At 71.8% G+C, this 23782-nt stretch carries 29 protein-coding genes, 1 other RNA gene and 1 riboswitch; of the genes, 4 read left to right on the top strand and 26 right to left on the bottom strand.

All coding sequences use genetic code 11. The features are described from left to right. The 14 genes from DWB05_RS15160 to DWB05_RS13540 all read right to left on the bottom strand — a co-directional run. Positions 1–340, bottom strand: a 340-nt coding sequence (locus DWB05_RS15160; protein WP_408608497.1) for a hypothetical protein, incomplete at its 3' end; no start/stop codon positions are given. An 18-nt stretch (positions 341–358) separates the two neighbouring features. After that, positions 359–829, bottom strand: coding sequence for a protein TolR (tolR, locus tag DWB05_RS13600; RefSeq protein ID WP_114377760.1), 471 nt, complete (start codon positions 827–829; stop codon positions 359–361). Continuing rightward, positions 829–1554: a protein TolQ gene (gene tolQ, locus DWB05_RS13595; RefSeq protein ID WP_114377759.1), complete on the bottom strand. Its 726-nt coding sequence runs from the start codon at positions 1552–1554 to the stop codon at positions 829–831. The genes tolR and tolQ overlap by 1 nt, the downstream gene beginning before the upstream one ends. A gap of 5 nt (positions 1555–1559) precedes the next feature. Next, on the bottom strand, positions 1560–1979 hold the full coding sequence (ybgC, locus tag DWB05_RS13590) for a tol-pal system-associated acyl-CoA thioesterase (RefSeq protein WP_114377758.1): 420 nt from the start codon (positions 1977–1979) through the stop codon (positions 1560–1562). Beyond that, the gene (gene ruvB / locus DWB05_RS13585) at positions 1972–3036 is read right to left on the bottom strand and encodes a Holliday junction branch migration DNA helicase RuvB (RefSeq protein ID WP_114377757.1); all 1065 of its coding nucleotides are present in this window, start codon (positions 3034–3036) and stop codon (positions 1972–1974) included. Before ruvB ends, ybgC begins: the two co-directional genes overlap by 8 nt. Beyond that, positions 3033–3656: a Holliday junction branch migration protein RuvA gene (ruvA, locus tag DWB05_RS13580; protein ID WP_114377756.1), complete on the bottom strand. Its 624-nt coding sequence runs from the start codon at positions 3654–3656 to the stop codon at positions 3033–3035. The genes ruvB and ruvA overlap by 4 nt, the downstream gene beginning before the upstream one ends. Continuing rightward, the gene (gene ruvC / locus DWB05_RS13575; protein WP_114377755.1) at positions 3653–4138 is read right to left on the bottom strand and encodes a crossover junction endodeoxyribonuclease RuvC; all 486 of its coding nucleotides are present in this window, start codon (positions 4136–4138) and stop codon (positions 3653–3655) included. Before ruvC ends, ruvA begins: the two co-directional genes overlap by 4 nt. A gap of 22 nt (positions 4139–4160) precedes the next feature. Further along, positions 4161–4910, bottom strand: a complete 750-nt coding sequence (locus DWB05_RS13570) for a YebC/PmpR family DNA-binding transcriptional regulator (RefSeq protein WP_114377754.1) — start codon at positions 4908–4910, stop codon at positions 4161–4163. Between the two features lie 181 nt (positions 4911–5091). Then, complete coding sequence (locus tag DWB05_RS13565) at positions 5092–5904, bottom strand: TIGR00282 family metallophosphoesterase (RefSeq protein WP_114377753.1); 813 nt, start codon at positions 5902–5904, stop codon at positions 5092–5094. Positions 5905–5953: 49 nt separating this feature from the next. Then, on the bottom strand, positions 5954–6304 hold the full coding sequence (locus tag DWB05_RS13560; protein WP_114377752.1) for a hypothetical protein: 351 nt from the start codon (positions 6302–6304) through the stop codon (positions 5954–5956). Between the two features lie 48 nt (positions 6305–6352). After that, positions 6353–6886 carry a 5-formyltetrahydrofolate cyclo-ligase gene (locus tag DWB05_RS13555; RefSeq protein ID WP_114377762.1) on the bottom strand — a complete coding sequence of 178 codons (534 nt, stop codon included), beginning with the start codon at positions 6884–6886 and terminating at the stop codon, positions 6353–6355. 43 nt (positions 6887–6929) lie between these two features. Next, positions 6930–7086, bottom strand: a non-coding RNA gene (gene ssrS / locus DWB05_RS13550) — 6S RNA. 9 nt (positions 7087–7095) lie between these two features. Further along, positions 7096–7413, bottom strand: coding sequence for a cell division protein ZapA (locus tag DWB05_RS13545; protein WP_114377751.1), 318 nt, complete (start codon positions 7411–7413; stop codon positions 7096–7098). Positions 7414–7417: 4 nt separating this feature from the next. After that, positions 7418–7630 (bottom strand): hypothetical protein, encoded by a 213-nt coding sequence (locus DWB05_RS13540; protein WP_114377750.1) that lies wholly within the window; start codon positions 7628–7630, stop codon positions 7418–7420. A gap of 71 nt (positions 7631–7701) precedes the next feature. Between DWB05_RS13540 and DWB05_RS13535 the strand changes: the two genes are divergently transcribed. The 3 genes from DWB05_RS13535 to thiE all read left to right on the top strand — a co-directional run bounded on the left by DWB05_RS13535 (position 7702) and on the right by thiE (position 9777). Beyond that, positions 7702–8103: a hypothetical protein gene (locus DWB05_RS13535; protein WP_114377749.1), complete on the top strand. Its 402-nt coding sequence runs from the start codon at positions 7702–7704 to the stop codon at positions 8101–8103. Positions 8104–8161: 58 nt separating this feature from the next. Next, on the top strand, positions 8162–9082 hold the full coding sequence (locus DWB05_RS13530) for a class I fructose-bisphosphate aldolase (protein WP_114377748.1): 921 nt from the start codon (positions 8162–8164) through the stop codon (positions 9080–9082). 77 nt (positions 9083–9159) lie between these two features. Then, positions 9160–9777, top strand: coding sequence for a thiamine phosphate synthase (gene thiE / locus DWB05_RS13525; RefSeq protein WP_232818553.1), 618 nt, complete (start codon positions 9160–9162; stop codon positions 9775–9777). 73 nt (positions 9778–9850) lie between these two features. Here thiE and DWB05_RS14925 read toward each other — a convergent pair whose 3' ends face one another. From DWB05_RS14925 to metE, 10 genes are all read right to left on the bottom strand, one after another. Then, on the bottom strand, positions 9851–10147 hold the full coding sequence (locus DWB05_RS14925; RefSeq protein ID WP_198669180.1) for a PEP-CTERM sorting domain-containing protein: 297 nt from the start codon (positions 10145–10147) through the stop codon (positions 9851–9853). Positions 10148–10544: 397 nt separating this feature from the next. Beyond that, a complete protein-coding gene (locus DWB05_RS13515) occupies positions 10545–11906 on the bottom strand; it encodes a globin-coupled sensor protein (protein ID WP_114377746.1) in 1362 nt (453 codons plus the stop codon). Positions 11907–12016: 110 nt separating this feature from the next. Beyond that, entirely contained in the window at positions 12017–12604 is a 588-nt protein-coding gene (locus tag DWB05_RS13510; protein WP_114377745.1) for an acetyltransferase, read from the bottom strand. Positions 12605–12832: 228 nt separating this feature from the next. Beyond that, a complete protein-coding gene (locus DWB05_RS13505; protein ID WP_114377744.1) occupies positions 12833–13627 on the bottom strand; it encodes a TylF/MycF/NovP-related O-methyltransferase in 795 nt (264 codons plus the stop codon). Next, positions 13624–14388 (bottom strand): DNA repair protein RecO, encoded by a 765-nt coding sequence (gene recO, locus DWB05_RS13500; RefSeq protein WP_114377743.1) that lies wholly within the window; start codon positions 14386–14388, stop codon positions 13624–13626. The genes DWB05_RS13505 and recO overlap by 4 nt, the downstream gene beginning before the upstream one ends. Before the next feature lie 9 nt (positions 14389–14397). Continuing rightward, positions 14398–15324 carry a GTPase Era gene (gene era, locus DWB05_RS13495; RefSeq protein ID WP_114377742.1) on the bottom strand — a complete coding sequence of 309 codons (927 nt, stop codon included), beginning with the start codon at positions 15322–15324 and terminating at the stop codon, positions 14398–14400. Next, on the bottom strand, positions 15321–15998 hold the full coding sequence (gene rnc / locus DWB05_RS13490; protein WP_114377741.1) for a ribonuclease III: 678 nt from the start codon (positions 15996–15998) through the stop codon (positions 15321–15323). Before rnc ends, era begins: the two co-directional genes overlap by 4 nt. Further along, a complete protein-coding gene (gene lepB, locus DWB05_RS13485; protein ID WP_114377740.1) occupies positions 15995–16720 on the bottom strand; it encodes a signal peptidase I in 726 nt (241 codons plus the stop codon). Before lepB ends, rnc begins: the two co-directional genes overlap by 4 nt. A 58-nt stretch (positions 16721–16778) precedes the next feature. Then, complete coding sequence (gene acpS, locus DWB05_RS13480) at positions 16779–17183, bottom strand: holo-ACP synthase (protein WP_114377739.1); 405 nt, start codon at positions 17181–17183, stop codon at positions 16779–16781. An 85-nt stretch (positions 17184–17268) separates the two neighbouring features. After that, positions 17269–19584, bottom strand: coding sequence for a 5-methyltetrahydropteroyltriglutamate--homocysteine S-methyltransferase (gene metE, locus DWB05_RS13475; RefSeq protein ID WP_114377738.1), 2316 nt, complete (start codon positions 19582–19584; stop codon positions 17269–17271). Between the two features lie 69 nt (positions 19585–19653). Then, a riboswitch (cobalamin riboswitch) is annotated at positions 19654–19940 on the bottom strand. A gap of 153 nt (positions 19941–20093) precedes the next feature. On the opposite strand from metE, the gene DWB05_RS13470 reads away from it, so the two are divergent. Then, positions 20094–20705 (top strand): superoxide dismutase, encoded by a 612-nt coding sequence (locus DWB05_RS13470; RefSeq protein WP_114377737.1) that lies wholly within the window; start codon positions 20094–20096, stop codon positions 20703–20705. 53 nt (positions 20706–20758) lie between these two features. Here the strand turns inward: DWB05_RS13470 and DWB05_RS13465 are convergent, their stop codons facing one another. Beyond that, positions 20759–21496 (bottom strand): pyridoxine 5'-phosphate synthase, encoded by a 738-nt coding sequence (locus DWB05_RS13465; protein ID WP_114377736.1) that lies wholly within the window; start codon positions 21494–21496, stop codon positions 20759–20761. 45 nt (positions 21497–21541) lie between these two features. Beyond that, positions 21542–23728, bottom strand: coding sequence for a RelA/SpoT family protein (locus DWB05_RS13460; protein WP_114377735.1), 2187 nt, complete (start codon positions 23726–23728; stop codon positions 21542–21544). Between the last annotated feature and the right edge of the window lie 54 nt (positions 23729–23782).

Raw genomic sequence — 23782 nt, 5'->3', positions numbered from 1 at the left:
GCGGAGGCGGCGGAGGCGGCGCGGGCGGCGGCGGGGTGGGCGCCGGCTCAGGCGGAGAGGGCTGCGGCGGCGGGGGCGGAGGAGGCGGCGGAGGCGGCGGCGGAGGGGCCGGCGTCGGCGGCGCGGGCTCCGGAATGGGGCTCGGCGCGGGCGAGGGCTCGGGCTCGGCGGGAGCAGCCGGCGTTTCCGCCGGCGAAGCCGGCCCCAGCGCGATCAGCAGCTCGACGGGGATGCCTTCCTCGCGCGGCTCCTCGAAGCGCTTCGTGGGCGAGACGCCGAGCAGGAGCGCGAAAAGGACAAGCGCATGCAGGCCGGCCGAGAGGAGAAGGGACCGACGCACCGCCGCCCACGCGCGCCCTCAGCGCGTCCCCGCCCGCGCAGGCTCTCGGCCCGCCGGCTGTTCGGCGAGCAGGGCGACCCGCGTGAAGCCGGCCTGCGCGATCAGCCCCATCACCTCCATCACCCGCCCATAGGCGATCGCCCGATCGCCGCGGACGAAAATGCGCGCCTCGTTGCCGCCCCGGGCTTCCGCGATCGTGCGCAGCCGCGGCACCAGGTCGCCGATCGCCACCTCCGTCTCCTGGATGAACACGCGCCCCTCGGCGGTGATGCTGACCGAAATCGGCTCATCGGGCGACGAGACCGGGTTGGCCGAGGTCCGCGGCAGGTCGACGTTCACGCCGACGGTGAGCAGCGGGGCCGAAACCATGAAAATGATCAGCAGCACCAGCATCACGTCGATCAGCGGGATCATGTTGATCTCCGCCATCGGCCGGTACCGACGCTTGCCGCTTCCCCCCCGCGGGGGGTCGAGCATCGCCCCCGCCATCAGGTCCGCCTCTCCTCCATCTGCCGCGACAGGATGGCGCCGAACTCGGCGGCGAAGGCCTCCAGCCGCGCGGCGTAGCGCGCGAGATCGGTGCTGATCTTGTTGTAGGCGAGCACGGCGGGAATGGCGGCGGCGAGCCCGATCGCGGTGGCGAACAGGGCTTCCGCGATGCCCGGCGCCACCACCGCGAGGTTGGTGTTGCGCATCTGCGCGATCGCGGCGAACGAATTCATGATCCCCCACACCGTGCCGAACAGGCCGATGAAGGGTGCCGCCGAACCGACCGAGGCGAGGAACACCATCCAGCGTTCGAGCCGCTCCATCTCGCGCTGGATGGTGATGCCCATGGCGCGTTCGATCCGTTCCTTCATCGACGCCCGCACGCTCTCCGAGGCGTGCGCAATTCGCGGTGCGCTCTTCTGCCACTCGCGCATCGCGGCGGCGAACACCGCCTCCATCGGATGGCGCGGTTCGTCGCGCACCCGCTCGAACAGGTCGCCCAAGTCGCGGCCCGACCAGAAATCGTCCTCGAAGCCGTCCGCGCGCGCATTCAGGCGGCGGATGGTCGTCACCTTCTCGAAGATCACCGCCCAGACGACGACGGAGGCGAGGAGGAGCCCCACCATCACCGCCTTGACCACGATGTCGGCCTGCAGGAACAGGCCCCAGAGCGAGAGATCGTGCGCCCCCGCCGCGAGCCCCGCCGCTTCGACTGCCCGGTCCATTCCCCTCACACCCCAGATTGCGCACGGATGAGCCCGCGCAGCCCCTCCGGCATCGCTTCCGGCCTGCCCGTGGCGAGGCGCACGCAGGCGAGCACCACCTCGAGCGCAGCGACCGTCGCCTCCGCGCGCCGCACGGTCTGCGCCAAGGTGACGGAGGCGCGACCGAGGCCCGCCAGACGCGTCTCGACGACGAGCGACTCGTCGAGCCGTGCCGGGCGGACATAGTCGATCGCGAGCCGCTTGACGACGAAGATCAGCCCCTCGCGCGCGATCAACTGCGAGTGGGCAAGGCCCAGGTCGCGCAGCCATTCCGTGCGCGCGCGCTCGGCGAAACGCAGGTATGCGGCGTGGTAGACGACACCGCCCGCATCCGTGTCCTCGAAATAGACGCGGACGGGAAAGCGATGGGCGGGGGCGTCAGGCATCGGGCTCGTCGCGCAGCGCGAGCAGATCCGGTTGCACCCCGCGCGGCGGGGCGAGGCCCAAGTGGCGCCACCCCGCCTCGCCGAGCACACGCCCGCGCGGCGTGCGCAGCACGAAGCCCTCCTGGATCAGGTAGGGCTCGATCACGTCCTCGATCGCGTCGCGCGATTCGGCGAGCGCGGCGGCGATGGTCTCCACGCCCACCGGGCCGCCGCCGTGGCGCTCGGCGATCAGCGAGAGGTAGCGCCGGTCCATCGCATCGAGCCCGCGCCGATCCACCTCCAGTCGCGTGAGGGCCGCATCGGCGGCGGCGCGATCGACCACCGCCACCCCTTCGACGGCGGCGAAGTCGCGCACGCGCCGCAAGAGGCGGCCGGCGATGCGCGGCGTGCCGCGCGAGCGGCGCGCGATCTCCTCCGCCCCGTCGGGCGCGAGGGCGAGGTCGAGCAGCGCCGCCGCCCGGCGCACGATGGCAACGAGTTCCTCCGGCGCGTAGAAGGTGAGGCGAAGCGGGATGCCGAAGCGATCGCGCAACGGGGTGGCGATCAGCCCCGAGCGCGTGGTCGCACCGATCAGGGTGAAGGGCGGGAGGTCGATGCGCACCGTGCGCGCGGCCGGGCCCTCGCCGATGATGAGGTCGAGCCGGAAATCCTCCATCGCCGGGTAGAGGATCTCCTCGATCGCCGGCTGCAGGCGGTGGATCTCGTCGATGAACAGCACGTCGCGCGGCGCGAGGTTGGTGAGGATGGCGGCGAGATCCCCCGCGCGCTGGATCACCGGCCCGGAGGTGGCGCGGAAGCCCACGCCCAATTCGCGCGCGACGATCTGGGCGAGCGTGGTCTTGCCCAGGCCCGGGGGCCCATGCAGCAGGACGTGATCGAGCGCCTCGCCGCGGGCACGGGCGGCCTCGACGAACACGGCGAGGTTGGCCTTGGCCTGGGCCTGGCCGATGAACTCGGCGAGCCGGGTCGGGCGGAGGGCGGCTTCGCCGAGATCATCCCCGCGCGCGGCGGGGTCGGTGAGCCGGTCGGGGCGGCCAGGGCGATCGGGGCCTGTCATCGCGGGGCGAGCGCCCTCAGCGCGTCACGGATCAGCGCCTCGACCGTCGCCCCAGCCCCGAGGCGGGCGCGTGCCTCGGCGAGTGCGGGTTCCGCCTCGCTGCGGCGGTAGCCGAGATGGGCGAGGGCGGAGAGGGCGTCGGCAAGGGCGGGGTCGCCGGGCAGGGAGGGCACGGGTGCTTCGGCCGCGGGTGCGGCGCTGTCGATCGCGGCCTCGAGGAAGCCGGGCTTGCCGGCGAGTTCCGTCACCAGCCGGGCGGCGAGGCGCGGCCCCACCCCGGCGGCGCGGGTCAGTGCCTTGGCGTCCTTCGCCGCCACCGCGCGGGCGATGTCCGCCGGCGAGAAGGCGGAGAGCAATGCGAGCGCCACCTTCGCCCCCACCCCCTGCACGCCGAGCAGCGTGCGGAACGCCGCCCGCTCGGCCGCCTCGAGGAAGCCGTAAAGGGTGATCGCGTCCTCCCGCACCAGGGTCGCGATGGCGAGGGTGACGGGAGCGCCGAGCGGAGGGAGGCCGGCGCGGGTGCGGGTGGAGACGCCGACCTCGTAGCCGACGCCGCCGACGTCGATCAGCACCGTCTCGGCTTCGGCCGAGACGAGGGTGCCGGAGAGCCTGCCGATCATCCGCGGGCGAACCGAGCGAGGGTGGTGCGGGTGTGGGCGTGGCAGATGGCGACAGCGAGCGCATCCGCCGCATCCGCCCGGCCGGGGGCGGCGCCGGGCAGAAGGTGCCGCACCATCGCCTGCACCTGCTCCTTCGCCGCGTGGCCCTGGCCGGTGACCGCCCGCTTCACCGCCGTCGCCTGGTATTCCGCCACCGGGATCCCGGCCAGCGCCGGCGCAAGCAGCACCACCCCCCGCGCCTGGCCCAGCTTGAGCGTGGAGCGCGGGTTGCGGTTGACGAAGGTCTCCTCCACCGCCGCCGCGTCCGGGCGGTAGCGGTCGATGATGGCGGCAAGCGCGGCGTGCAGCGCGGCAAGCCGGGGGGCGAGGTCGAGGGCGGCGTCCGTCTCCACCACCCCGTCGGCGACGTGGCGCAAGGACGAGCCCCAGGCGTCGATCACCCCCCAGCCGGTGGCCCCGAGCCCGGGGTCGAGGCCCAGCACGCGGAACGGTCGCGGATCCCCGTCAGGCACCGAGCCGGGCCAGCACGTCGTCGGAGACCTCGAAATTGGCGAACACCGCCTGCACGTCGTCGAGGTCCTCGAGCGCGTCGATCAGTTTCAGGACGGCCTGGGCCTGCTCCTCGTCGATCGGCGCGGTGGTCTTCGGGCGCCAATCGAGCTTCGCCTCCTCCGGGTCGCCGAAGCGGGCGGCGAGCGCGTCGCGCACGGCAAAGAGATCCTCCGGCGCGCAGAGCACCTCGTGCCCCCCCTCCCCGCTCTGCACGTCCTCCGCCCCGGCCTCGATCGCCGCCTCCAGCATCGCCTCGGCCGAGGCCGTGGCGGCGGGGTAACGGATCACGCCCAGGCGGTCGAACAGGAAGGCGACGGAATTGGTTTCGCCGAGCGCGCCGCCGTGCTTGGAGAAGAGCGAGCGGATGTCGGAGGCGGTGCGGTTGAGGTTGTCGGTCAGCGCCTCGACGATGATCGCCACCCCGCCGGGCCCGTAGCCCTCGTAGCGGCGGGAGACGTAATCGTCCGCCCCGCCTTCGCCGGCCGCCTTCTTGATCGCGCGTTCCACCGTGTCCTTCGGCATGTTGGCCTGGCGGGCGGCGGCGACGGCGGCGCGCAGCCTGGGGTTGGCGGCGGGGTCAGGCAGGCCCTGGCGGGCCGCGACCGTGATCTCGCGGATGAGCTTGGCGAACAGCCGGGCGCGCTTGGCATCCTGCGCGCCCTTGCGGTGCATGATGTTCTTGAACTGCGAATGGCCTGCCATGGCCGCGACTCGTCGGGGGTGGATGCTCGATCGGGGCGCGGGTTTAGCAGCGAAGGCAAAAAGGGGGAAAGGGATAGGGGTGTGGGGGAAGGGCCGATCGGCCCTTCCCCCGCTAGGCCGCCCACTCACCCTCACCGCCAGGCAGCGCGTGTGGGGGAAGGGCCGATCGGCCCTTCCCCCGCTAGCCCCCATCCCAGGACGGTGCGAGCACCCCGCCGACGCGAACGGGCGCGAGGCGCCGCGCAAGCCCCGTCGCGTCGTCGGTCTCGACGAACAGGCCGCACACCGTCGCTTCGCCCTCCGCCGGCGCAAGACGCTCCGCCGGCAGGCGACGGACGAAGCGGGCGGCGGAGCCCTCCTTCTGCATCCCGATCACGCTGTCGTAGTCACCGCACATGCCGGCATCCGACTGGAATGCCGTCCCCCCCGGCAGGATTCGCCAATCCGCCGTCGGCACATGCGTATGGGTGCCGACGACGAGGGAAACCCGACCGTCGAACAGGTGCGCGAAGGCCGCCTTTTCGCTCGTCGCCTCGGCATGGAGGTCGATCACGATCGCATCGACGGTGCGCCCGAGCCCGTGGCTCTCCAGCAGCGCCTCGACGGCACGGAACGGGCAGTCGAGCGGCTCCATGAACAGGCGCCCCATCGCGTTGACGACGAGCACGCGCCGCTGCCCGACGCCGAACACCCCCGCCCCACGCCCCGGCGTGCCGGGCGGATAGTTGAGAGGGCGCAACAGCCGCGGCTCGCCCTCGATGTAGGGGATGATCTCGCGCCGGTCCCAGGCATGGTTGCCCAAGGTGAGCACATCCGCCCCGGCGGCGAACAACGCGCGCGCGATTTCCGGCGTCAGCCCGAAGCCGTGCGCCGCGTTCTCGGCGTTGACGACGACGAGATCGGGGGCGAGGCGCGCGCGGAGATCGGGCAGGTAGCGCGCAACCGCCTCCCGCCCCGAGCGGCCGACGACGTCGCCGAGAAAGAGGATCCTCACCCGAACCGTTCCCTCGCCGCGGCGGCAACGGCCGAAGCCCGCGCCGCGCTCAGGCTCGGGTGCCCTCGTCCGGCCCGCCTTTCGGCGCGGCGCGACGGAGCCGAAGCCGCTCCCTCCAGCTCACGCGCAGCCGCGCGAAAGCCTCCGCCAAATCCGCCGCGTCGTAGCCGTAGCGCTCCATGTGCGAGGGGTCGCGCGAGAATTCCTCCCACCACTGGCTGTAGCCCTCGTCGAGATGCCATCGCGCGATCGCCTGGGCGGCGAGGTCCGCGTCCGCGTTGCCCTCCCACAGGGCGAGGATCGCCTCCTCGTCCGGGTCGCCCTCGCCGAAGACGAAGGCCTCGGCGATCGTGTCCAGCACCTCGTCGCGGATGGCTTTGCGATCCTGGCGTGATCCCATGGTCGAACCCGTTCCGCCCCGGCATCAGCATGGCTGGGCGCCCGCCCGTCATGGTACGATCACTCCCGCTTCGGTGGCGACCGCGTCGAGCCGCTCGTCGCGGTCATCGGTCGGCACCCGCTCCACTTCCTGGGCGGCGAAGGCGATGCCGAGGGCGAACACCCGCCGCCGTGCGCGCAACGCCGCGAGCGTGGCGTCGTAATACCCGGCCCCGTGCCCGAGCCGATTCCCCGCCCGGTCGAAGGCGAGCAAGGGGACGAGGAGCCAATCGGGCTCCAGGGTCGGGGCCTGCGCTGCCGGTTCCCGCGTGCCGAAGGGGCCGGCAATGAGGGGGTCGCCGAAGCGGAACAGGCGGAACGACAGGGCCGTGCCGCGCCCACTCGTGACAGGAAGGGCGAGCGCGTGGCCGCGCCCGGCGAGGGCGAGCAGCAAGGGGCGTGGATCGATCTCGCCCGGCAGCGGCCAGAAGCCGGCCACCACTGCCCCGCGCGGCGGGCGAAGCAGGTCCAACACATGGCCGGCGAGGAGGAGCCCCGCGCGGGGATCGAGACCCGCCCGGCGTTCCCGGCAGGCCGCCCGCAGCGCCCGCTTCGCGGCCGCAACATCGGCGTGCGCGCCCGTCGAGCGCGGAGCCGCCCTGGCCGTTGGCGTTGCATCCTCCCAAGGCCCGCTCATCGCAGGTGGGCGCCATATGACGCGGCCACGACCGCGCCAGGGACAGCTCCCGTTGGGAAGATCACTGGCCCCGGGGATGAAAGACCTGACGCACCGGGCAGCCCCGCCCACCGAACCTAGGCGCGGGCGAGGCGTCGCGCAACGCCATCCAGCCGGGCGGCGACCTGGGCCAAGCGACGGCCCACCTCGGCGCTGTCCGCCGGCGCGGGGGCGGGGCGAGCCGACGCCTCGGCCTTGAGGTCCTTCACCTCATCGAGCAGGGAGAGTGCGACCAGCACCAGCAGCATCGCCTCGCCGCGGTTGCCGACGGCCGCTCGCGTTTCCGCCACCCGCCGATCGAGCTCCTCCCCGAGCGCGCGCAGCTGCGCCTCCTCGCCGTCGGCGCAACCGACGAGGTAGGAGAAGCCGCCGATCTTCAGGCTGACCTGCCCCACGCGCTCAGCCCTGCTCGAGGACGGCGGCGAGCCGCGCGATCACCGCATCGAGGCGCTCAGCCGCCTCCGCCATGGTGGCGGCGAGCGCCTCGGCCGAGGGCTCCTTCGCGCGTTCCTCCTCGCGGCGCGCAATCGCCTCCGCCACCTGCTCGAGCCGCGCGACCGCGGTTTCGAGCATCGCGCAGGCGGCCTCCAGGGTGGGCGCGTCGTCCGGCATGAAGAGTGCGTGTCCTCGGCTGGGTTCGGCCGACCCTAGACAGGCGTTTCCGTCGCGGTCAACACGAGCGCATGGGCCAGGCAGTGGTGGTGCACGGCCTCGACCAGGCGCGCGCCGCGCTGGCGGCGGCGGAACGGCTGGGCGTCATGCTCGATCTGCTCTCCGGGCCCGGGGCGGCTTGCTATGCGGGGGCAGGCTGGTGGCAGGCGCTGACCGGCACGGCGCGGGCAGCCCATCCGTCGGTTGCGGGCCGAGACATCCTCGATTGCGCCGACGAGGCGGGTTTGGCCTTGGAGGCGTTGCGCGGGGGCATTCGGGCCGTGGTGTTCGAAGGCGCGGAGGCGCAGGCGGAGCGTCTCGCCGCGATCGCGCGGGCGCTGGGCGCCGAGGTGCTGACGAGCCGCCCCCCCGCGCTCGATCTCGGAGAGGCCGGGGCGGCGCGCCGCCTCGCGGCCTGGCTCGCCGGCAAGTGACAGGGGCGCCGCCCTGCCCTAAACCGCCGGCCGATCAGCCAGGAGAGGAGTGCCCATCATGCGGATCACCCGGCGGGTGAAGGACATCCTCGCCAACTACGAAAGCGACAATCCGGGCACCAAGGCCAACCTCGCCCGCATCCTGATGGCGGGACGGCTGGGTGGAACCGGCAAGCTCGTCATCCTCCCCGTCGATCAGGGGTTCGAGCACGGTCCTGCCCGCTCCTTCGCGCCCAACCCACCGGCCTACGACCCGCACTACCATTTCCAGCTCGCGATCGAGGCGGGGCTTTCGGCCTATGCGGCACCCCTCGGCATGCTGGAGGCCGGCGCCGACAGCTTCGCCGGCGCCATCCCGCTGATCCTGAAGGTGAACTCGTCGAACAGCCTGTCCACCGTGAAGGACCAGGCGGTGACCGGGTCGGTCGGCGATGCGCTGCGGCTCGGCTGCAGCGCGATCGGCTTCACCATCTACCCGGGCTCCGAGGACCAGTTCGAGATGATGGAGGAGCTGCGCGAGCTCGCCGAGGAAGCGAAGTCGGTGGGGCTCGCGGTGGTGGTGTGGTCCTATCCGCGCGGGCCGATGCTGGACAAGGCCGGCGAGACGGCGGTCGACATCTGCGCCTATGCCGCGCACATGGCGGCCCTTCTCGGCGCCCACATCATCAAGGTGAAGCCGCCGACGGAGCACGTGGCGCTGGAGGCGGCGAAAAAGGTCTACGAGAAGGAGGCGATCGACATCGCGACCCTCGCCAAGCGGATCGAGCACGTGGTGCAGGCGGCGTTCGCCGGCCGGCGTCTCGTCGTGTTCTCGGGCGGCGAGGCGAAGGACGAGGAAGGGATCTACGCCGAGTGCCGCGCCATTCGCGACGGCGGCGGCGCGGGCTCCATCATCGGCCGCAACACCTTCCAAAGGCCGAAGGAGAAGGCGCTCGCCATGCTGGGGCGGATCATCGAGATCTATCAGGGCAAGGCGTGAGCGGCGCCGGGCCAGCGAGAGCGGGCGGAGGGCCGCGGGAAGAGGGCGCGGCATCCGAACCGCGATGTCGGCTTTACCTGATCACCCCGCCCGCGTTCGATCCGATCCGGTTTCGTGACGACCTCGCGCGCACCCTCGACGCCGGCGACGTCGCCGCCGTGCAGCTGCGGCTCAAGGGGGTGGATGACGACGCGATCCGCCGTGCCGCCGACCTTCTCCGTCCGGTGGTGCAGGACCGCGGCGTCGCCTTCCTGATGAACGACCGCGCCGATCTGGCGGTGGCCTGCGGCATGGACGGGGCGCATCTGGGCCGCGAGGACGGGGATCTGCGGGCGGCGCGGCGTCTGTTGGGGCCCGATCTGACGCTCGGCGCCACCTGCCACGACTCCCGCCACCTCGCCATGGAGGCCGCCGAGGCGGGGGCGGACTACGTCGCCTTCGGCGCCTTCTTCCCCACCGGCACGAAGGAGACCAAGCATCGGCCCGACCCGGAAATCCTCACCATCTGGTCGGAGACGACGGAGATCCCCTCTGTCGCGATCGGCGGCATCACGCCGGAGAACTGCGCGGTGCTGGTGCGGGCGGGGGCGGATTTCCTCGCCGTGATCTCGGCGGTATGGAACCACCCCCAGGGGCCGGCAGCAGGGGTGCGGGCGATGAACCGGGCGATCGCGGCGGCACTGGCGGAGGCGTGACGCGACGACCGGGACAGGAACGAAGAAGGGACGGGTTGCCCCGCCCCTTCGTCGCATCCCGATCCTTCGTTCATCAGCCGCCGGCGCGGCGACGGGCGGCGACACCGAGGCCGAGCAGGCCGGCACCCAGCAGGGCGAGCGCAGTCGGCTCGGGCACGACCTCGACCCGGAGTTCGACCAGGGTGTAGGTGTAGTCGGACTGGTTGGTGCACGCCGCATCGCCATTCGGGCCGCAGATGTCGGCCGAGATGCCGGTCGCGGCGGTGAAGCTGATGGCCTTGATGGCGAGGCCGCCGAACGGGTTGTCGACGCGGCGCCTGGCCAGACGGTCGCCACCCCGCCGACTGACGCCGCGCCGAGCCGACGGCACAACGCCACGGGCAGCACGGTTCGCCCTGCTCGCCTTCGCAGGCCCTTGGCCAACACGGCGGGCGCGCCGTGCCGCACGGCATGGTCGACTGGGCGACCGACCCGGCTGGCGGCTCGTCCGCCCCGGCACGGGGGACGCCCTGCCGGCGCGGGCTTCCGCCCAGCCTCGCACGAGACCGAACCCGTCTCGCCCCATGAACAACGACACCCCCGGTGCCGCGACGGGGACGACCGGGCGGCTGGGGCGACCGCGACACCGACGGCGAGAAACCGCCGCAAACGCGTCAGCGAGCCATCCCCGTTCGGCGACGGCGCCCGGTACGTGTCGGGAAGGCTCGCGGATGGTGCGCGCGTGGGTACGCCGGGCCCTACCGCCGGCGCCTTCACCCCCGCCCCTGTCAGGCCGCGATGCGCACCCGGGCGTGGAAGGAGTCGACCCCGGCCCGCAGCGCCTCGCCGTTGCGGGCGAGCTCAGCCGCCGCGGCACGCAAGGATTTCACCGCCTCGTCGGCCTCCCGTGCCGCGTCCTGCACGCCGGAGACCGCCTCCGAGGCCAGCGACGTCCCCCGCACCGCCTCCTGCACGCTGCGCGCGATCTCCTTCGTCGCCGCCCCTTGCTCCTCGACCGAGGCGGCGATCGCCGCCGCGGCGCGCTCCGATTCCGCGACGATCGCGCCGATGCCGCGGATCGCCTCCACCGCGCGCGTCGTCTCCGCCTGGATGGCCGCCACCTGAGCCGCGATGTCCTCCGTCGCCTTCGCGGTCTGGCTCGCCAGGTTCTTCACCTCCGAGGCGACCACGGCGAAGCCCTTGCCCGCCTCGCCGGCCCGCGCCGCCTCGATGGTCGCGTTCAGCGCGAGCAGGTTCGTCTGCCCGGCGATGTCGTTGATCAGCCGCACGATGTCGCCGATCTTGCCCGCCGTCTCGGCGAGCGAGGCGATCGTCCGGTCGGTGGCCCGCGCCTCGCCCGCCGCCCGCGCGGCCACGCGCGCGCTCTCGCTCACCTGACGCGTGATCTCGGCGATCGAGGCGGACAACTCTTCCGCCGCCGAAGCGATGGTCGCGATGTTGGTCGAAGCCTGCTCGGTCGCGGCCGCCGCGGACACGGACCGTTCCGCCACCCGGCCGGACACCGAGGCGAGCGTGTCCGCGTTCGCGGAAAGCTCGGTCCCGGCCGAGGCGACCCCGGCGATCAGCACGCCCATCTCCCGCTCGAACTCGGCGGCGAGACGGCTCCGAGCCGCCTCAGCCTCCTTTCGCGCGGCCTCGAAATACACGTCGAGAGCGAGCCCCATGTCGAGGAAGACCGCCTCCGTCACCGCCGCCGTCAGTTCGGCCACGCGCCGGCCGTTCCAGCGGTTCGCCGCGCCGAACACCCGCGCGATCTCGGCCAGCGCCATCGCATAGCCGCCGAGATACCAGCGCGGATCGAGCCCGATCCGCGCATGCGCCTCGCCGATCCGCCGCACGCCGGCGGCGTAGTCGTCGTCGAACCGGCCGGAGAACAGCCTTGCCCAGTGGCGCTTCTGCGCCTCCTTCAGCCTCTCGACCCCGCCGCGCGCGTGCGCCGAGATGAGCGCTGCCATCTCCGGTGTGGCCTGCAGGTGGCGATAGAAGGCCTCGAGAACCGGGCCGAGCCTGGGTTCGAGAACCTGCCAGGCCTCCGTCAACGTCGCGCATGCGGCGGGGTCCAGCCGATGGAAGGCGCGGCGTTCGGCGATGGTCGCATCCTGCCTCTTCGTGTCGTTGGCGTTCTTCATGGCGTTGCCTTCCCACAGCTTGCCCGACCCCGATCCTGGCAAAAGATGGTGAACGGGGGGTTTCGCGCGACGCACACGCTCTGACGGCGAGGTCGGCGGTCGGTTGCCGCTCAGAACCGGGAGCCGGACACCACCGAACCCGCCGGGATCCGCGTCCCGGCGCCGACCGTCACGCCGGGCAGGATCACCGCGCCAGCCCCGACGAAGGCGCCCTCGCCGAGGCGCACGCCGCCGCAGAGCCGCACGCCGGGAGCGACGAACGCACCTTCCTCCAGCACGCAGTCATGATCCACGCTCGCCGCGGTGTTGACGATGCAGAACCTACCGACGCGCGCCCCCACCCCGAGGATCGCCCCGGCGCCGACCATCGTTGCGGCGCCGATCACGGCGTCGCCTGCCACCACCGCGCTCGGTTGGATCGCGGTGGCCAGCGCCACGCCGCGATCGAGGAGGGCCCGGGAGATCAAGGCCCGCTTTCCGTTGTCGCCGAGCGCGACGATCGCCGCCCGCCCGTCCAGGAAGCCGGCCTCGAAGGCGCGCGCCAAGGGCCCGAGCACGGGAAGCCCCGCCACGAGCCCGTCCTTCGCGTCGGCGAGGAAACCGTCCACCCTCCAGCCGGAGAGGGTAAAGATGTCGGCGACCCCGCGGCCGTGGCCACCGGCGCCGAGGATGACGATTCGACGCTCTCGCAAGCTCATGACTTCGCCTCGTCCCCAACGCCGACCCGTCGGCCCGCCCCCGCTGGCCCAAAAGCGCCCCCCGGCATGACCGTGCTGAACCGCACGCCGTCGGGACGGGCCGGTCGGAAGAGCGGGAAATCCGCATGCGACATCGAAGGGAAGGTGGTGAGACGCTCGACGACGTCGGCCGCGGTGTCGCAAGCGACAGAGGCCGCGAGCGCGAAACGTCCGAGCTCCCCCGCACCCCTATCCGCCCGCCCTGACAAACCAAGCGCCCGCTGCGCCGGGCGCCGTGCGCAGGCGAGGCACCACGGGTTCGGCAGCGAGCACCTCGTGCACGGCCCGCGCACACCCCTCCCAGGCGTAATAATCGTCGATGATCACCACGCCTCCCACGCGCACCAGGGGAAGAAGCGTGCGCAGGGCGGTGAGGGTGCTCTCGTACCAGTCGCCGTCCAGCCGCAGGAGCGCGATGCCGCCGCCCGCGCGCAGCGCCGCGACCGATTGGGGCAGAGTCTGGTCAAACCAGCCCGGCACGATCGGCGCATCGCTCTCGCCGAAGCCGAGGGCGTCGCGCAGAGCCCGCACCGTATCGACCGGGACCGCAAGCGGGCGGGGTTGACGCTCCATCAGCCGGAACGCCGCCTCCCCGTCCCTCGCGTCCGGCTGCGGCAGCCCCTTGAAACTGTCGAACATCCATACGGGAGCGCGCACCCGGCCGAATCGCCTGCGCTGGGCGAGCGCCATCGCGAAGCTCGTCCCCCCCATCCAGGCGCCGCACTCGACGATCTGCCCGCCCCCCTCCGCCGCCTTCGCTGCCTCTTGCGCGGCGAAGGCAACCCCAATCGGCGGCACCATGGTGTAGGGCGCGACCCGGCGCAGGATCCGAAACAAGGCCAGCGGAGACAGCGGGCCCGACACCGTCATCACCGCCGCGACCGCCTTGCGCAGGAAAGAGAACGAGGCTGGGTCGCGCACGAGGGCGCAGGATCCGGCCGCTTCCCGCGCCGCGTGGGCAAGCGTCGTGGCCTTGTCGGTCACGGCGCGGCTCGCTCCGCTTCGGTCGGACGCGCCGCGGCACGGGCCTCGATTGCCGCGACCAGGCGCTCGCGCGCAGGCGGCGGTGGCCGGTGTGCGGCGCCGAACACGTCGCGGGCGAGGAAGTGCCCCGTGAGGCGCAAGCCGGCGGCGAGATCCCCTGGCGACGACGGCGCCGCCGCGTCGACCAGGAAGGCGGGCAGCGGCAGCAGCCGCTCCCGCCATGGCCCCGCCGCCGCCGCCGTCACCGCCCGCCCCGTGCGCGGCGAGACGAAGGCCAGGCCCTCGCGCGCCCCCGTGAGCGCGCAGGCCGAGAGGTCGAGCCCGTAGCCGAGTTCCGCCAGGAGAACGATCTCCCAGCGCACGTAATCCGCCACGAGCTCCTCGCCCGCGTCGAGACGGCCGAACAGCGCGACCAGCGCCGCGTACGCCCTCGGGTGCGGCTCGGCCTCGGGCAAGCCGGCTTCGGCCACCGCACAGGCGGAGGCGACGACGGCAAGCGCGAGCGGATCCCCCAGTGCGGCGGCGGAAGCGGCGCACAGCGCTTCGCCCTCGAGACGACCCAGCTGGTCGGCAAGCCGCGCCTGCCAGCGCGCTGCGAGCACGTTGCCCGACTGCCAGGTCGCGCGCCCGCGCCGGCCCGCACCGCCGTAGACGAGGCCACGCCGCACGCCCTGGGTCGGCGTGAACACCGTGGCGATCGCATGGCCCTCGCCATGGAGCCTTGCGGACAGCACCACCGCCTCGTCTTCCCAAGTTTCCATCGCCGTCGCTCAGGGCTCGAGCCCCATGGCGCGCAAACGAGCCTTCTCCTCGTCCCAGCCCTCGCGCACCAGCACGTGCAGGAAGAGGTGCACGCGCCGGCCCAACTCGCGCTCGAGCTCCATCCGTGCCCGCGACCCGATCGCTTTCAGCCTCTGCCCTCCCTTGCCGATCAGGATGCCCTTCTGCCCTTCCTTGGCGCAGACGATGGCGCAACGGATCGCGACCGACCCATCCTCGCGCTCCTGCCATTCTTCGGTTTCCACCGTGGTGTCGTAGGGCACCTCCTCGCGCGTCTGATGGTAGATCTGCTCGCGCACGATCTCGGCGGCGAGCAGGCGGTCCGGCAGGTCGGACAGGTCGTCCTCGGGAAAGAGCCAGGGCCCCTCGGGAAGGGCGTCGGCCAGACGATCGAGCAGCCGCTCCAGCCCATCGCCCTCGGTGGCGGAGATCATGAACGTCTCCTGGAAAGGGGCGATCGCATTCAGCGCTTCGGCGAGCGGGAGCAGAGACGGTTTCTCGACCAGGTCGATCTTGTTCAAGGCGAGCCAGAGCGGTCGATGCGTATCCTTCAGACGCTCGGCGATGGCGCGCACCTCTTCGGTCAGCCCCGTCTTCGCATCCACGAGGAGGAGCGCGATGTCGGCATCCTGCGCCCCCGTCCAGGCGGCCTTGACCATCGCGCGGTCGAGCAGGCGACGGGGCGAGAAGATGCCGGGCGTGTCGACGAAGACGATCTGGGACGCCCCGCGGATGACGATGCCGCGCACGCGGAAGCGCGTGGTTTGCGGCTTGGGCGATACGGCGGCGAGCTTGGCGCCGACCAGACGGTTGAGGAGGGTCGATTTGCCGGCGTTCGGCGCGCCGAGAATGGCGACGAAGCCGCAGCGGCTCGGCGACGGGGTCGCCGAAAATGGCGGGGCGTCTGTCTCGCTCATCGCCGTGCCTCGAGTTGGGCGAGCAGGCGGGCGGCGGCGCGCTTCTCCGCCTCGCGCTTGGTCGTGCCTTGCGCTTCCGCGGCGCTGTCGCCGAGGCTCACCGCGACGGTGAAGCGTGGCCGGTGCGACGGTCCCTCGGTGGCCACCGTGCGGTAGGCGGGAAGCGGCAGCCCGCGCGCCTGCGCCCATTCCTGCAGCGCCGTCTTCGGGTCGCGCGGGGCCTCGGCCATGCGCTCGAGGAGCCCCGCCCAGTGCCGGCGCACGAAACGTCGCGCCGCCTCCAAGCCACCATCGAGGTAGAGCGCGCCGATCAACGCCTCGCAGGCATCCGCCAGCACCGAGTCGCGCTCGCGCACGCCGGCCGCTTCCTCCGAGGGCGGGATCGCCAGCGCGGCCCCGAGGCCGATGGCGCGCGCGACTGCGGCGAGGGTGTCGCGATCGACGAGCCGCGCCAGCCGCCGCCCGAGCCCCCCCTCGCGCTCCTCCGGGAACCGCTCGACCAGCCACTCGGCGATGAGAAGCCCGAGCACGCGATCGCCGACGAACTCGAGGCGCTCGTTCGATTCGAGCCCGCCCTTGCGCCCCTTGACGTGGCTGCGGTGGGTCAGTGCACGCGCAAGCAGGCCCGGATCCTGAAAACGATGATCGAGCGCGTCGGCGAAGGCGGGCGTCACCGGATGCGGTTGAAGAAGCGGGAGAAGCGCCAGTTCCACACCTGCCAGAACGGCCCTTCGTGGCTGAAGAAGATGATCTCGGCCCGACCGATCAGGTTCTCGAGCGGAACGAAGCCGACCCCGCCGGGCCCGAAGTCTCGCGAATCCGAGGAGTTGTCGCGATTGTCGCCGATCGCGAAGACGTGGCCGGCGGGAACGAGGAATTCGGGGGTGTTGTCGAAGCGCTCCTGGTCGCTGAACTCGCAGATGGCGTGCCGCCGTCCGTTCGGCAAGGTCTCGATGTAGCGGCGCGAGCGGATGCGCACGCCCGTACCGTCCGTCTCGCAGAACCCGGCCGGTTCGCGCCGCGCCGCCTCGCCGTTGATGTAGAGCACGCCGCCGATCATCTGCACGCGATCGCCCGGCAGGCCGACGATGCGCTTGATGTAATCCGTGCTCTCGTCGCGCGGCCAGCGGAACACCGCGACGTCGCCGCGTTCGGGCAGGGAAGCGAAGATTCGCCCCTCCCACAGCCTCGGCGAGAACGGCATGGAGAAGCGCGAATAGCCGTAGGAGAACTTGGAGACGAACAGGTAGTCGCCGACGAGCAGGGTGGGCACCATCGAGGCGGAGGGGATGTTGAACGGCTCGAAGGCGATGGTGCGGATCGCGATCGCGATCAGGCCGGCATAGACGACGGTCTTCACCGTCTCGAGCCAGCCGCTCGGTTTGCGTTTCGCCATGGCTCCGGGGGCGGGGACGGGGGTGGCGGGGTCGCCCTGCCGCTTGGGAGACGGATTGTCAAGCAAGGTGGGGTTCCGCGCTGATCACCACCACCGCCTGGGCGATGGGAGGCTCGTCGGTCATGGTCAGGCTGATCCGCGCCACCATCCCGGGAGGCGTGATGGCGGCGAGCCGGGCGGCGGCGCCGTTGTGCAGGCGAAGCGTGGGCTGGCCGGACGGAAGGTTCACCACCTCCATGTCGCGCCAATGGACGCCCATGCGAAGCCCCGTGCCCAAAGCCTTGGCGCAGGCCTCCTTGGCGGCGAAGCGCCGGGCGTAGGTGGCGGCACGCGCCGCCCGCGCGTCCGCCTTGGCCCGCTCGAGAGGGGTGAAGACGCGCGCGACGAAGCGTTCGCCCCAGCGCTCGAGGGCCGCCTCGATGCGGCGGATGTCGCAGAGGTCGGAACCGAGGCCGATGATCATCGCCCGAGGGGTAGCACGACCGGGGCGTGGTCCCAAACGGGCGGGTATGGGGGGAGAAGGCTGATGCCCCCTCCCCCGGCGTGCGTCACTCGGCCGCGGGCACCGCCAGTTCGGCGCGGAGGATGCGCGCCGCCTCGACCATGTTCGCCATCGCCGGCCGCACCTCCTCCCAAGCCCGGGTCTTCAGCCCGCAATCGGGGTTCACCCAGAGCCGTTCGGGAGGGATGCGATTGGCGGCGCGTCGCAGGAGCCCGGCCATCCGTTCCGCAGTCGGCACGATGGGCGAGTGGATGTCCCACACCCCGGGCCCGATCTCGTTCGGGTAGGCGAAGTCGAGGAAGGCCTCGAGCAGCTCCATGTCGCTGCGCGCCGTCTCGATCGAGATCACGTCCGCGTCCAGCGCCGCGATCTCGGCCATGATGTCGTTGAACTCCGAATAGCACATGTGGGTGTGGATCTGCGTCTCGTCGCGCACGCCCGAGGAGGCGAGGCGAAAGCACGCCACCGCCCAGCGCAGGTAATCGGCCCGGTCGGCCCGGCGCAGCGGCAGGCCCTCGCGGAAGGCCGGCTCGTCGATCTGGATGATGGCGATGCCGGCCCGCTCGAGATCCTGCACCTCGTCGCGGAGCGCGAGCGCGATCTGGCGGCAGATCGTCTCGCGTGGGATGTCGGTGCGCGCGAAGGACCATTGCAGCATCGTCACGGGGCCGGTGAGCATGCCCTTCATCGGCCGCCGCGTCAGCGACTGCGCGTAGGCCGACCAGCGCACGGTGATCGGGGCGGGGCGGGAGACGTCGGCCCAGATGATGGGCGGGGCGACGCAGCGCGATCCGTAGGACTGCACCCAACCGTGCCTGGTGAAGGCGAAGCCCGAGAGATGCTCGGCGAAGTACTTCACCATGTCGTTGCGTTCGAACTCGCCGTGCACCGGCACGTCGACGCCGATCTCGTCCTGCCAGCGCACCACTTCGGCGATCAGCCGTTCGATCTCGGCCTCGTACTGCGCTTGCGTGATCTCGCTCCTGGCGAGGCGGCTGCGCAACGCGCGCACCTCCGCCGTCTGCGGGAAGGAGCCGATCGCGGTGACGGGCAGCGGCGGCAGGCGGAGACGCTCGGCCTGCTTCCTCGCCCGCTCGCGATAGGGGCTCGCGCGGCGCTCCATCTCGGGGGTGATCGCGGCGAGCCGCGCGGCGACGGCAGGGTCGTTGAGCCTCGGGTCGGCCTTCGCTTCGGCGAGGACGGCGTCGCTTTCCGCAAGCCTCGCCGCGATCGCGCCCTCGCCCTCGTCGAGCCCGCGCGCAAGTGTGGCCACCTCCTCGAGCTTCTCCACCGCGAAGGCGAGCCGGCGCTTGAGCGCAGGGTCCAGCGCGTCCTCCATGGCCACGGTGTGCGGTACATGGAGGAGGGAGCACGAGGGCGCGATCATCAGCCGCTCGCCGAAACCCGCCTCGCGCGCGCGGCGAGCGACGGCGAGGGCGGCGCGAAGGTCGGTGCGCCAGACGTTCCGCCCATCGACGAGGCCCAGGGAGAGCCAGCGGTCCTTCGGCCAGGCGGCGAGCACGGCGTCGAGCTGATCGGGCGCGCGGACGAGATCGACGTGCAGCCCCGCAACCGGCAGGGCGCAGGCGGTGGCGAGATTGTCGCGCAGGCCCTCGAAATAGGTGGCGACCAGCAGCTTGAGCCCGGGTGCTGCGTCAGCCAGCCCGCGGTAGGCGAGCGCGTAGGCCTCGTGCGCGCCGGGCGGAAGGTCGGTCACCAGAGCGGGTTCGTCGACCTGCACCCACACCGCACCCGCCTCGGCCAGGTTGCGCAGGATCGCGCCATAGGCGGGCAGGAGGGAGGGCAGCAGCGCCAGCGGATCGCCTTGGTCTTCCCGTTTCGACAGAAGAAGGAAGGTGACGGGGCCGATGAGGACGGGCCGCGTCTGCACTCCCTCGCTGCGCGCCTCCGCGTAGGCCTCGGTCCAGCGGTCGTGCGCCAGGCCGAAGCGCGTCTCGCCCGAAAGCCGCGGCACCAGATAGTGGTAGTTGGTGTCGAACCACTTGGTCAGCTCGAGAGCGGGGGCGGGCTCGGGACCGAAACGACCGGCCGGGGCGCCGCGGGCCAGCGCGAAGAGTGTGGCGAGTGGCACGGGCCCCTCGCCGGACCAGCCGTAGCCGGCGGGGATCGCGCCCAGGCTGCAGGCCGTCTCCAGAACGTGGTCGTAGAGCGCGAAGTCGCCGCACGGGATGTGCGAGATGCCCCGCCCGCGCTGCACGGCGCGGGCGGCGACGCGCAAGGCGCGCGCATCGGCGAGCAGGTCGTCCTCGCTCTTCTTGCCCGACCAGAACGATTCGAGGGCGGTCTTGAGTTCTCGCCTCGGGCCGATCCGAGGCCAGCCGAGATTGGCGGCTATGGTCATCGCAGACGGTCTCCTCGGCCCGGTGCACCCAGCCCGGGCGGATGGGGTTGCGCGCTCCCGGGGCTCGCCCCGGGCTGCACGGTGCCGGCAGGTCTCCTGGCTTGCGGGTCGGGAGGGAGGACCCTGCCTCCGTCCCACCGCCGATCCTGCCTTCCCGCGGCATTGCCCGCAGTGGCGCGCCCCTCGCCGGGACACACGGACCGGCGGCCCACCCGCCGACAGTTGCTGGGGCAGCCGCCGACTTGGCCGGCCGCGCCGATCGGAGTGACACGCCGCTCACCCCAGACCGGCTCGGACCGCCGCACGGCGTTCCCTCTTTCGCCCGCTCGCGCGGGACCGACACGGCGTGCCACTTGGCGAAGGCCATGCCGCGGGTCAAGCGCGCGCTGTTGACGGCGCCCCGCCTCCCGCCTAGCTCAGGGCAGCGCGCGGCCTACCGCCGTGCCCACCCAAGGCGTCATCCAGCGCTATCCACGCCGAAACGGAACCGACACGGGGAGCAACCGATCATGGCGTTCACCCTGCCGCCTCTGCCCTACCCGCACTCGGCGCTCGCCGCCTCCGGCATGTGCCAAGAGACGCTCGAGCTGCATCACGGCAAGCACCACCAAGCCTACGTCACCGCGCTGAACGGCTTCGTCGAGAAGATGCCGGAACTGCAGGGCAAGACGCTGGAGGAGATCGTGACGATGTCCTTCGGCAAGCCGGAGATGGCGGGCGTGTTCAACAACGCCGGCCAGCACTGGAACCACAACCTGTTCTGGCAGTGCATGAAGCCGAATGGCGGCGGGGCGATGCCGGGGCGGCTCGAGAAGAAGATCATCGAGGACTTCGGCTCGATCGACGCCTTCAAGGAGGCGTTCAAGCAGGCCGGCGTCACCCAGTTCGGCTCCGGCTGGTGCTGGCTCGTGGTGGCCAAGGACGGCAAGCTCGCCTGCACCAAGACGCCCAACGGCTCCAACCCGCTCGCCGAGGGCCAGGGCACGGCGATCCTCGGCTGCGACGTCTGGGAGCACTCCTACTATCTCGACTTCCGCAACCGCCGCCCCGACTACATCAGCAACTTCCTCGAGCGGCTGGTGAACTGGGAGTTCGTCGACAGCCTGCTCGCTAAGGCCTGAGCGATCGTTTCACGCCCGCACGGAGGGATTCCTTCCCCTCCGTGCGCGGCGCTTCAGAGCCCGGCGCGGGCGTTGTCGATGCGCCGGCGCATCTCGCGGATCACCGTGCCGAGGCCGAGGAAGATCGCCTCGCCGATCATGAAATGCCCGATCGAGACCTCCTCGACCTCGGGCAGGGCGACGACGGGCCCGACCGTGTCGAACCCGAGCCCGTGGCCCGCATGCACGGCAAGCCCGATCGCGGCCGCATGGCGCGCCGCCGCCGCGATCCGCGCCAGCTCCTCCTCCCGCGCCTCGCCCGACAGATCGCAGTAGCGGCCCGTGTGCAGTTCGACCACCGGCGCGCCGACAGCGCGGGCGGCATCGAGCTGGGCCGGGTCGGGCTCGACGAAGAGCGCGACCCGGATGCCGGCCTCGGTCAGCGCGGCGACGGCATCCGTCAGCAGCGCGCGGTTGGCGATCACGTCGAGCCCGCCTTCGGTGGTGCGCTCCTCGCGACGCTCCGGCACCAGGCAGGCGGAGTGGGGAGCGAGGCGGCGCGCGATCGCGACCATCTCTTCCGTCGCCGCCATCTCGAAATTGAGCGGCAGCGCGATCTGTTCCTTGAGCCGCCACATGTCGTCGTCGCGCACATGGCGGCGATCCTCGCGCAGATGGGCGGTGATCTGATCGGCGCCGGCTTCGCGCGCGATGCGCGCCGCCCGCACCGGATCGGGATGGTCGCCGCCGCGGGCGTTGCGCAGCGTGGCGACGTGGTCGATGTTGACGCCGAGGCGCACGCGGTCGGTCATCGGTCCTCCGGGCCGGGAAAGGGGGAACGGCAGGGGTGAGGCGCGTCAGGCGCGCGCCCGTTCCACACTGCGGATGTGCGGGCTTGCGCGCAAGGCGGCGATGATGTCGCCGAGGTGGGAGAGGTCGCGCACCTCGAGATCGACCAGCATCTCGAAGAACTCCGGGCTGCGGCCGACGATCTTCAGGTTCGAGATGTTGCCCTCGCGCTTGGCGATCACGGTGGTGAGCGTCGAGAGCGCGCCCGGCTGGTTGGCGGTGACGACGGCGAGCCGCCCCGTGTGCTTGGCCTCGGCCAACGTGTCGGTGTCCCAGGAGACGTCGATGAACCGTTCCGGCGTGGCGGCGAAGCTCTCCAGGGTCGGGCAGTCGGCGGTGTGGATGGTCACGCCCTTGCCGGTGGTGATGATGCCGACGATGCGATCGCCCGGCAGGGGGTGGCAGCAGCCCGCGTAGTGCACGGCCATGCCCGAAACGAGGCCGGCGATCGGCACGGCGCGACGCGCCTCCTCCTCGCGGCCGGATGGCTGCGGGCGGGCCGAACGCGGGCTCATCGCGGGAAGCAAGGGCGTCGGGCGCGGACGCGGGCGAAGTTCGGGGTAGGCGGCGAACACCACCTCGCGCGGCCCGATCGCGCCAGAGCCCACGGCAGCGTAGAGATCCTCGAGCGAGGCTTGCTTCAGCGTCTTCAGCACGCCCTCGAGCACCTTCTCTCCACCCTCCACCCCCTCCTGACGGAAGGCCTTCACCAGCATCGCCCGCCCCTGTTCGATGCTGCGCGCCTTGGCCTGGGCGTGGACGAAGCGGCGGATTCGCGCCCGCGCCTTGCCGGTGACGACGAAGCGCTCCCACTCCGGGTTCGGCGTGTGCCCGCGGGCGGTGATGATCTCGACCTGATCGCCGTTCGCGAGCTCGGTGCGCAGCGGCATGATCCGGCCGTTGATCTTCGCGCCCACGCAGGTATCGCCCACTTCCGAGTGCACGGCGTAGGCGAAATCGACCGGGGTGGCGCCGCGCGGCAGCGTGATCAGATCGCCCTTCGGGGTGAAGCAGAACACCTGGTCCCGGAACATTTCGAGCTTGGTATGTTCCAGGAACTCCTCCGGTCCCGAGGCCTGCTCGAGGATCTCGAGCAGGCTGCGGAGCCAGCGGTACTGGTGCGGATCGGGAGCGGGGATCGAGCCCTTGTCCTTGTAGTGCCAGTGCGCCGCCACACCGTACTCGGCGATCTCGTGCATCTCGCGGGTGCGGATCTGCACCTCGATCTTCTGCCCCTCGGGCAGCATCACCCCCGTGTGCAGGGAGCGGTAGCCGTTCGGTTTCGGCGTCGAGATGTAGTCCTTGAACCGGCCGGGCACGACCCGATAGGCGGAGTGGACGATGCCCAAGGCCCGGTAGCACTCGTCGATCGAGCCGACGATGACGCGGAAGGCCATGATGTCTGAGAGCTGCTCGAAGGCGACGTTGCGCCGATGCATCTTCAGCCAGATCGAATAGGGGCTCTTCTCCCGCCCCGTCACCTCGGCGGCGATGCCGGCCTCCGTCATCAGCTTGCGCAGTTCCTCGGTCACGCGCTCGATCAGGTCCGCCCCTTCGCCGCGCAGGAAGGCGATGCGGTTCATGATCGAGGCGTAGGCGTCGGGCTGCAGTTCGCGGAAGGCCAGCGTCTCGAGCTCGGTCTTGATCTGGTCCATGCCGATGCGCTCGGCGAGCGGCGCATAGATCTCCAGCGTCTCGGCGGCGATGCGGCGGCGTCGGTTCTCGTCGCGCACGAAACGCAGCGTGCGCATGTTGTGCAGCCGATCCGCAAGCTTGACGAGCAGGACCCGGATGTCCTCGCTCATCGCCAGCACGAGCTTGCGGAAGTTCTCCGCCTGCTTGGAGCGTTCCGAGGTGAGCTCGAGCCGGTTGAGCTTGGTCACGCCGTCGACGAGGCGGGCGACATCGCGGCCGAAGCCCCGTTCGACGTCGGCAAGCGTGGTGCCCGTGTCCTCGACGACGTCGTGCAGCAGCGCGGTGACGATCGAGCTGGTGTCCACCCGGAAGTCGGTGAGGATGGTGGCGACCTCGACCGGGTGGGTGATGTAGGGATCGCCGTTGTCGCGCGTCTGGCCGGCGTGGGCGGCGGCGGCGAAATCGAGAGCGCGGAAGATGAGGGGAAGGTCGGCGCGCGGGTCGTAGGCCCGGACCCGCTCGATCAGGCCTTGGGCGAAACCGAGCGCCCCGTCCGGCATCGTCCCGTCACGCGCGACGGGCGAGGCGAGCTTCGTGCGCGTTTCCCCCGCCCG

It is taken from the genome of Elioraea thermophila (ex Habib et al. 2022), from assembly GCF_003336755.1.
Taxonomy (GTDB): Bacteria; Pseudomonadota; Alphaproteobacteria; order Acetobacterales; family Acetobacteraceae; genus Elioraea; species Elioraea thermophila.
The sequence above is the reverse complement of the archived record's forward strand: the minus strand, read 5'-3'. Positions and strand labels throughout refer to the sequence as shown.